Raw genomic sequence first — 8,414 nt, forward strand, 5'->3', positions numbered from 1 at the left:
TGGCGAGTGGTGGCGATTTGATCAAGTCGCCCGCTCGACCTGGACCAGCCCCTTCGCTGGCTGCTGCCGTCACGGTCAGCCTTCCGCCATCGCCGCCATCCGATGCCGTACGGAGCGGAGGCGGTCCTGCACCGCGTTCTTGGTTCGAAGGCTCTTGAAGACGTTGCAGGCGCACCCCGGACATTCGAGGCGCAGCATCGATGTGGCGCGGTCGCGGTACTCCTGGGAGTCGAGGATGGCCTCGATGTCCTGTTCCAGGATGTTGCCGATCGGGGGCAGCACGTAGCAGCCCGAGCGGACCGTTCCGTCCGAGGAGATGTACACCGTCGTGTAGCCCAGGACACACGGTGGGTTGGCGGATCGCGTGGTGGGGTCGCCCTGACGGAGGTAACCGCGGATGTAGTCCAGCTCGTATGGCGTGAATTGATCCCCGAGGCGCGAGGCCAGGGTGCTGATGAGGTGCTCGCTTGCCTGCTCGTCGGGCCAGAGTCCGGATAGGTCGGCGTCCTGCAGGAAGTACAGCCGGTTGTCCGGCAGGTTGCAGGCGAGGTAGCCGCCGAGCTTGTCGACGTGGTCGAGCAGTGAGCTGAGGTCACCTGCGCCCAGTTGGTTGAGCGTCATCGCGACGATCCGTGTCTTGCCTTCGACTTTCTCCAGTCCTTCGAGGGCTCGGTCGAAGTAGCCCTTGATGCCCCGGATCTGGTCGTTTCGCTCACCAACCGCGTCCAGCGAGACGACGACGTGGGTGAAAGGCGAGTCGTTGACCTGCGGTGCGAACCGGCGCAGCAGCAGCCCGTTCGTCTGCAGGGCGACCGTGGTGAACCCGGAGGTGTTCGCGCGCTCCAGGACCTGGAACAGGTCTCGCCGGAGCAGTGGCTCCCCGCCGGTGAACCGGATGGTGGTCACGCCGATGTCGGACAGGCGGCTGAGGAGATCGACTGCCTGGTCAGTGCCGATGTGGTCGGTCCAGCGATGCTTCCAGTAGTCGCACGTGACGCAGCGCGCCTGACAGTTCTCCGTGAGTTTGATGCTGACGTCCGAAGGGCGGATACGACGCGGCGCCATCCGGGTGGAGAGGTTCGACGCGGCCCATAGCCTGGCCTGGTAGTGCCGCTCACCCATCAGGAACCTCCATGAGTACGAGTCGCGCTGCGCACCATGCGCGAGAAGTGATCCTGCCCGGCTACGACGATCAGCGATAGAGCGCCTGTCGGCCCCGAGGTTCAGCGACGCGCCCGCTCCAACTCGGCGGCCAACGACTCGTTTTGCTTCCAGGCGTCGAGGGTTGCCGCCAGTCCTTCTTCCAGAGTGGTGGCCGGCCACCACTGCAGGAAAGACTTCAATCGGTCCGGAGCCGCGACCAGACGAGGCCGGTCGGATGGGCGCATGCGGCCCGGGTCTCGGGCCACGTCGAGGTGGCGTCCGAGCAGCTGCCCGATGAGGGCGACGAGGTCATGTCCGGCGGTGGCGATGCCGGTGCCGACATTGACCACCCCTGTGGCCGCGCTGGTCAGCAGTTCAGCCAGTGCTGCGGCGGCATCCTCGATGAAGACATAGTCGCGGGCGGAGTCGAGATTGCCCAACTCCAGCCGGTCACCGGCCAGGGCCTGTCGTACGACTGCCGGGATGAGGTGCTCCACGGTCGGGTGCGGACCGTAGAGGTTGAACAGTCGCGCTGTGAGGTATCCCGTCTCGACCTGGCACGCGGCGGCTTGCTCGACCATCGCCTCGGCGAGCTGCTTCGTACGGCCGTAGACCGATTCGGGAGCTGTCTCGTCCTCCTCGCGATGAGGCCCGTCCCCGACGGCATAGACGTCGGCGGTTGAGGCCAGCAGAAAACGAGCGGGAGGTCGTTGGGCTGCCATAGCGAGTACGTTCGCGGTGCCGTCGACGTTGGTCTGCCACGTCGCCTCAGGATGGGCCTGGCAGTCGGGTATGAAGTGGCGCGCGGCCAAGTGGACTGCTCCCCATGTGCCGTTGCGTGGCCAGGCATCTGCGAGGGCTTGTGCGTCCTGGATGTCGACCCGTCGGCACAGAACGCCAGGGTCGTTGGCGAAGACGTCGAGTCTTGGCCAGGTGCCGGCGCTTCCGTCGTCCAGAGCTACGACGCCAAGACCGCGACGCCGGAGTTCGGTGATCAGGTTGACGCCCAGGAATCCCGCTGCTCCGGTGACCAGTACCTGCCGCATTCACGCCCCCTGCGTCTCTCGATGATCTCTGCGGCGAGGTTATCCACCGCAAGGCGCCACCGCCCCGTGATCGAACAGATACGGTACGTCTCCGTCAGGTGATCGACTCGGGCCGGGGTGGGACGTGGAGCAGATCGGATCGGAAATCGAGGTCGTCCGTAAGGACTTCCGGGTGGTCCTCGGAGGCCAACCTGCCCGCTTGGTCGTGCAGTCGGCTTCGCTGCGGCAGGAGCTCATACCCGAGATCAGTATCGACACCGCCGCCGGTTTCGACCGTACGGTCAGTGCGACCACGGCCGTACGGGAAGAGCACCGCGGATTCGACCGGATCACATGGACTGCCCGGTCAACCGGGTGGACCAAGCGGTACCGCGTCGACGTCCACGAGCGGCACGTCACCTTTGCCGTGGAAGCCGAGGGCAGCGGACGGGTGGACACGGTGCGGTACTTCGACGCCATCGCGGACAACGGTTTCCGCGAACACTTCGCACTGACCAAGCACTTCAACGACCGGGGACGCACCGGCCCACGCGCATACTCCACCGGCTCACCGATCTCCTTCTCGCAAGTGCTTTGCCCCGAGCCCAACTCCCATGCCCAGCAGCTCATCCGCCCGCACGAATACGCGCAGGTCAGCGTGAACGCGGACCTGGACTACAACGGCGGCAACTTCGTGGCCGACCCCGGCCTGCTGGCCTTCGCGGTGACCACGGATCCCGAGAACGAGTGGTGGGCCCTCGGCCTCGCCACCACCCCCGGCAACCACGCCTTCTCGGAATTCGAGTACCTCGGCGGCGAAGACTTCGCCCTCAGCCTGAACTGCTGGGGCGCACTGGAGGCGGGGGGAACCTTCGCTCCGCCCGCCATCGTCCTCACCCCGGCGCCCACCGCAGCCCAGGCGCTCACCGGCTATGTGGACGTACTCCGCGACGATGGCCTCGTTCCGCGCGTACGTCGCGATGAGGCGCCCTGGTGGCACCGTCCGATCGTGTGCGGCTGGGGCCATCAGTGCTACCAGGCCGACCTCTTCCGCATCCGCAGTAGCCCGGAGCGGCCCCGCGACAACGCCGCTTACACGCTGTGCACCCAGGTGAACTACCAGGACATCGTGGCACGCCTGGACGACGCGAAGCTGCAGTACGGGACGCTGGTGATCGACGCCCGCTGGTTCCTGGCCGGGGGCCTGAAGAACATCGACACCGGCCGCTGGCCGGACATGGCCGGCTTCGTCGACCGCCTGCACCGCCAGGGCCGCAGAGTGCTTCTGTGGTGGGGGCCATGGGACGCCGAAGGCCTCCCGGCGGGCGAGTGCGTCCGATGGTCCCCCGACGAGGCACTGCACCCGAACCGGGCTGGCAGGCAGGCGAAGTTCGGCACGCCGACTCCCGGTGCCAAGCTCGGTATCGACATCACGCTTCCCCAGGTGCGTGCCCGTATCCGAGAGCAGATCCAGTACCTCCTCGGCAGCGGTCCGGGTTGCGTGAACGCCGACGGGCTGAAAATCGACCATCAGTCCGCGTCCCCGGGCCTGTACGGAATGGTCTTCGGTACGGCTTCGGGGAAGTTGTTCGGCATCGAGGCGGCTCACGAGATCCAGCGGTTCATCTACATGGCGGCCAAGGAGACCAAGCCTGACGCGCTCATCATCGGGCAGTCACCGAACCCGTACTTCGCCGATGCGCAGGACATGGTGCGGCTTGGCGACATCTACGCCCACCGCCAGGACAGTGTGTTGGCGGAGATGACGTTCCGAGCCGACATGGCCCGCATCGCCGACCCGACCGTACTGATCGATACCGACGGGTGGCCGCTTCCGTCGCTGGCCGCATGGCGCGAGTACACGGCCGCGCAGCCGGCACTTGGAGTGCCGAGCCTGTACTACGTCAGTCACCTCGACACCACGGGAGAGTCCCTGACCGAGCGGGATTTCGCCATCGCACGGAAGGCGTGGCGCAGCGCGTGAGCGGTGCCGCACCACTGCTGGATCGACTCTAACCTCCGGCCACTGCACGTCAGTTGGTCAGCGCATGCTGCCAGGAATCGACGAGAAGCCGCCCGGAACGCTCCCAGGCGGGTGGGGCGAAGCTGTCGGCCCGGTTGGACAGGCTGCCGGTCAGCGCCGCCTCTGCCGCCTGGACGAGCGCCGCCCCGTTGGTGGGCGGGTAGAAGTGGGCGGAGCTGCCGAGCGTCTCGCGCAAGGGCGGGATGTCGGTGGCGATCACTTCGGTTCCACAGGCCATGGCCTCCATCGGGGGGAGGTTGTTGCCCTCGTTGATCGAGGCGGTCACCCAGGCCGACGCTCCGGTGTAAAGGGCGGCCAGTTCGTCATCGGTGACCCGGCCCGTGAACTTCACGAAGTCCGTGGCGCCTCGCTCCCGCAAGAGCTCGCGTACGACGGGGACTTGGTCGGCGTGCCCCCCGACCGCGACCAGCCGGGTGCCGGTCGGAAGTGCGGCGCGGGCCGAAGTGAGCTGGTCGGCCAGCCACTCGAACCTCTTGTTGGGGTGGGCCAGGCCGACAAAGACCAGGTACGACGTGCTGCCTAGTCGGTACTTCGCGCGGACTGTCCGCACTTCGTTCTCCGGACGCGGATGGAAGAGTGCGGTGTCCACCGCACAGGGGACCACGTCGATACCGGAGGCGGGGATGGCCAGCAGGGATGTGATGTCGTCGGCCGTGCTCCCGGAAACGGTGACGATTCGGCGTGTGCGGGCGGCCAAATCACGGTTGAGGGCGGTGAAGTACCGGGTGAACACCGCCGCGTCGGACCCGGCGACGTCGAAGTCGGCCAGGCCGGCAAGCTCCTTCTCTACGCGCTCCAACTCCGCGCCCCCGAACCGTTCGGCGAAGGTGGCGTCGGTGTAGCTCAGCTCGGGGAACCGCCACCGAGTCAGGTCGTGGATGGTGAATGCGAAAGGTACGGGGCAGTGGCGGTCCACCGTGTAGTGGGAGGTGTAGTAGAGATCTACGCTGCGTGCCGCCAGCAGGTCTCGAAGCCGAGGGTTGTCGCGGACAAAGCCCTCATCGCCTGGGACTGCGATCACCTCGTGCCCGGCAGCGGCGGCGCCCTCAGCGCTCGCCTCCTGACCGGGGCGGACGATGGCCAGTAGGCGTATCCCCTTCTCGGCGGCCACTGGTGCGGCGGCGGCGAGCACGGAGCGGCCGTAGCGAGCGACACCTGTGTCGTGGTTGGCGCGGATGTCTACGGCGACGGTGGTCACGCTGGTTCCCCCTGGGAGGTTTCAGTGATGTTTTCGGCGTGCGGTATTCAGCTGGCCAGGCTGTGCAGGTAGGCGGCGGTGGCCTCTGGGTCTCGGTGGTGGTGGGCTGTCAGGCCGTGGCGACGAGCGGCCGCAATGTGTTCGGCACGGTCGTCGATGAACACGGCTCCGGCCCCGACCCTGGCATCGGTATCGGCGAGTGCGCGGAAGAAGGCGTCGTCCGGCTTACGGTGGCCGATCTCGTAGGAGAGGCATGCCGGCGCGTCGATACCTGCGGCAACCAGCAGGCGTTGGATACGGGCGAAGTGCGGTGGGCTGGTGTTGCTGGCCAGCAGCAGTCGCCCCTGTCTGGTGAGCGGGGCCGCCGCACTGGCCACCCTGTCGTCCAGGCCGTCCACGACTCTGTTCCAGGCTTCCTCGACGTCGGCGAGCGGAAGAGGGTCGGCGGCCCCCGCCCGCGAGAGAAGGTCTGCGGCGAAGGCGGGAAAGCCGATCCGCCCCTCCTCGAGGGCCGCGACCAGGCCGGTGCCGTCTGCGGCTGCGGCCCAGCGAAGGGCGGGGACGCCCGTCAGCTCGGCCAGGGCCGCGTACTGGGCATCGGCAACGGTACGGACCAGGACGTCACCGAGATCGATGACGACCAAGGGGCGGATCATGCCAGTGCCTTCCGGTAGCAGTCGACGACCTGACGTGCGCACGTGTCCCAGCGGAAACGCGAGGCCCACATGGCCCGCCCGCGACGTATGGCGAGGCTGTCATCGCTGTCCAGCAGGTGATCAAGAGCAGCGGCAGCGGCAACCGGATCGCCGGGGTCGGTGAAGTGGGCATGGGAGCCGAGAGTCTCGCGGAGCACCGGGATGTCGGCGGCCAGGACCCGGGCGCCGAAGCTCAGCGCTTCCAGGGGCGGGAATCCGAATCCCTCATGCTCGGCCAGGTGGGCCACCGCGGCGGCCCCGGCGTACAGCCGGGCGAGAGAGAGGTCATCGACCTCGCCGACGGGCAAGACATGTTCTTCCAGCCCGTCGATGGCCGAGCTGCCTGGGGCGAAGTCCCGACCGGCCAGTACGAGCCTTAGCCCCTGACGCCGGGCAGCCGATCGCTGGAATGCCTCCATGAGGGCCGGCAAGCCCTTGTGGGAACGCGCCTGGCCGACGTACAGGACGTACCCACCGACCCGCAGTCCGTCGACGCGCGGCGAGGTTTCGCGGCCAACGCCGGGGAGGTGGTCCGTGCCCCAGGGGACGGCGGTCGTCGGCACGCTGTGGCCGACTGCCTCGCGCAGGTGCGCCGCGACCGTACGGGTCGGGGTGACGACGGCGGTGGCCGTCGCGGCGGCGTGTGCGGTCATCCGGCCGTAGAACTCCTCATGCCAGGAGACGGGGCGCCGGATCGCGCCGGGCGGCCAGGACGTTCGCCTGCGCAGGGCCGACGTCGCCTCCCGCAGGCGGCTCATGCCGCCGGAGCCGAAGCGGGCGACGAAGGCGTCGTCGCTGTAGCAGTGCTCCGGGTGCCGCAGCCGGAGCAGGTCGTGGACGGTGACCACGAGCGGCAGCGGAGCTGTGGAGATGGGGACGCGATAGTCCAGCAAGTGGAGCAGATCCGCCCGGTGCCGTCGTGCCACCTCCACCAGGTGAGTGCCCTCGGCCAGGCTGTAGCGGGGAACTCCGCTGGGCTGTTCGACGTGCAGCCGTAAGCCTTGCTCGGCGCCGAGCCTCCGCAGGGCTGCGGCCAGGTGGCGGGTGCAGCGGCTGATGCCGTCCGCTCCCGTCACCTGCCCGTCCAGCACCACTCTCACTGCTGTTCGTCGCCCTCAGCGGCCGACGCGTCCTCACTTGGAACAGCGGTCGGCGCCGAGGCGACGCGTCGGTAGGCGTGCACAACCACGTCGACCTCGGTGTCCAGTTCGTCCATCGCCGCGAGCTTGGCCCGCGTCTCATCGCCGACCGACCAGTAGAACGGGGTCATCAGTAGCAGATTGGCGACCTGCCCCGGCCCGCGTAGCCGCAGTGGGTAGCGAATGCGGTGGACGGTGATCGGTTCGAAGCCGTCCTCGCCGGCCAGGGTGTCGGCGGGCTCGTGCTGGGCCGGCGTGTCGTAGAGCAGTTCCTTGAACGAGAACAGGTGGTCCTCGCCGGGGCCACCGACCAGCACGACGCCGCCGGGCTTGACCACTCGCCGGAAGTCGGTCGCGGAGACCGGGGAGAAGTGTGTGAGCAGGACATCCGCCCGATTCGTGATCACCGGCATGCGGTAGGTGCCCGCGACCGCGTACAGGCCCTGCGGGTCACGCTTGGCCGCGACCCGTACGCCGTGCTTGGAGATGTCCATTCCGCACAGCACCGTGTCGTCGTCCTGACCTCGCTCGGCGAGGAGGTGCCGCAGCCGCCGGAGGTAGTAGCCCTCTCCACAACCGGCGTCGACCACCACGGTCTCGTGACCCTCGGGGAGATAGGAGGCGATAACGTCAGCGACACCGTCGGCGAGCTGCTCGTAGTGGCCCGCGTCGAAGAAGTCCCGCCGCCCGGCGATCATCTCCTTGTTGTAGCCCGGGTCCTTCGAATGCCGGTGCTGGGCCAGCAGCAGATTGACGTAGCCCTCTTTGGCGACGTCAAATCCGTGGCCGTTGGCGCACTGGAAACTGCGCCCGTCGCGGGGCAGGGGCTCCTCGCACACCGGGCAGCGGAAAACCGGCGGCCTGGCGGGGGCGATCGAGGTCATGACGTCCTTACTTCCTGCTCCCACACGCGTCCGGCAGGATGCGGCGGGCCCGGCGGCCCGGCGCCGCCTGTGCCCTTCTACGGTAACCACCGCCGTCCCGGCGGCGACACCAAGGCTGCACTCGTGAAGACAGGCGCGTCGCGCGGGCCGATCCCGCAGCCCGGATTCTGCCCGGCTTGTCATCGGGCCTGCTCAGAGGGCGGTATGAGACCTGATGCCCGATTCTTCGTTTCGTGCGGGACGAGTGGGCAGGTCGTGGCGACGTCGGTCGACTACGGCCGAGGCT

General features: G+C 68.0%; 7 protein-coding genes. 1 reads left to right on the forward strand and 6 read right to left on the reverse strand.

What is annotated here, in order from left to right:
• Positions 1 to 75: 75 nt before the first annotated feature.
• A complete protein-coding gene (locus ACFYMU_RS32480; RefSeq protein WP_388381158.1) occupies positions 76 to 1,122 on the reverse strand; it encodes a radical SAM protein in 1,047 nt (348 codons plus the stop codon).
• Positions 1,123 to 1,223: 101 nt separating this feature from the next.
• The gene (locus ACFYMU_RS32485; RefSeq protein WP_388381161.1) at positions 1,224 to 2,189 is read right to left on the reverse strand and encodes an NAD-dependent epimerase/dehydratase family protein; all 966 of its coding nucleotides are present in this window, start codon (positions 2,187 to 2,189) and stop codon (positions 1,224 to 1,226) included.
• A 205-nt stretch (positions 2,190 to 2,394) separates the two neighbouring features.
• Here ACFYMU_RS32485 and ACFYMU_RS32490 point away from each other — a divergent pair, with 205 nt between their 5' ends.
• Entirely contained in the window at positions 2,395 to 4,152 is a 1,758-nt protein-coding gene (locus tag ACFYMU_RS32490) for a TIM-barrel domain-containing protein (RefSeq protein WP_388381175.1), read from the forward strand.
• 49 nt (positions 4,153 to 4,201) lie between these two features.
• Here the strand turns inward: ACFYMU_RS32490 and ACFYMU_RS32495 are convergent, their stop codons facing one another.
• The 4 genes from ACFYMU_RS32495 to ACFYMU_RS32510 are packed head-to-tail and all read right to left on the reverse strand — an operon-like array spanning position 4,202 to position 8,128.
• Positions 4,202 to 5,410, reverse strand: coding sequence for a glycosyltransferase (locus ACFYMU_RS32495; protein ID WP_388381164.1), 1,209 nt, complete (start codon positions 5,408 to 5,410; stop codon positions 4,202 to 4,204).
• A gap of 47 nt (positions 5,411 to 5,457) precedes the next feature.
• Positions 5,458 to 6,054 carry a hypothetical protein gene (locus ACFYMU_RS32500; RefSeq protein WP_388381167.1) on the reverse strand — a complete coding sequence of 199 codons (597 nt, stop codon included), beginning with the start codon at positions 6,052 to 6,054 and terminating at the stop codon, positions 5,458 to 5,460.
• Between the two features lie 8 nt (positions 6,055 to 6,062).
• A complete protein-coding gene (locus tag ACFYMU_RS32505) occupies positions 6,063 to 7,205 on the reverse strand; it encodes a glycosyltransferase (protein ID WP_388381170.1) in 1,143 nt (380 codons plus the stop codon).
• The gene (locus tag ACFYMU_RS32510; RefSeq protein ID WP_388381172.1) at positions 7,202 to 8,128 is read right to left on the reverse strand and encodes a putative RNA methyltransferase; all 927 of its coding nucleotides are present in this window, start codon (positions 8,126 to 8,128) and stop codon (positions 7,202 to 7,204) included. Before ACFYMU_RS32510 ends, ACFYMU_RS32505 begins: the two co-directional genes overlap by 4 nt.
• Positions 8,129 to 8,414: the final 286 nt, after the last annotated feature.

The organism is Streptomyces sp. NPDC007264 (assembly GCF_042869095.1).
GTDB lineage: Bacteria > Actinomycetota > Actinomycetes > Streptomycetales > Streptomycetaceae > Streptomyces.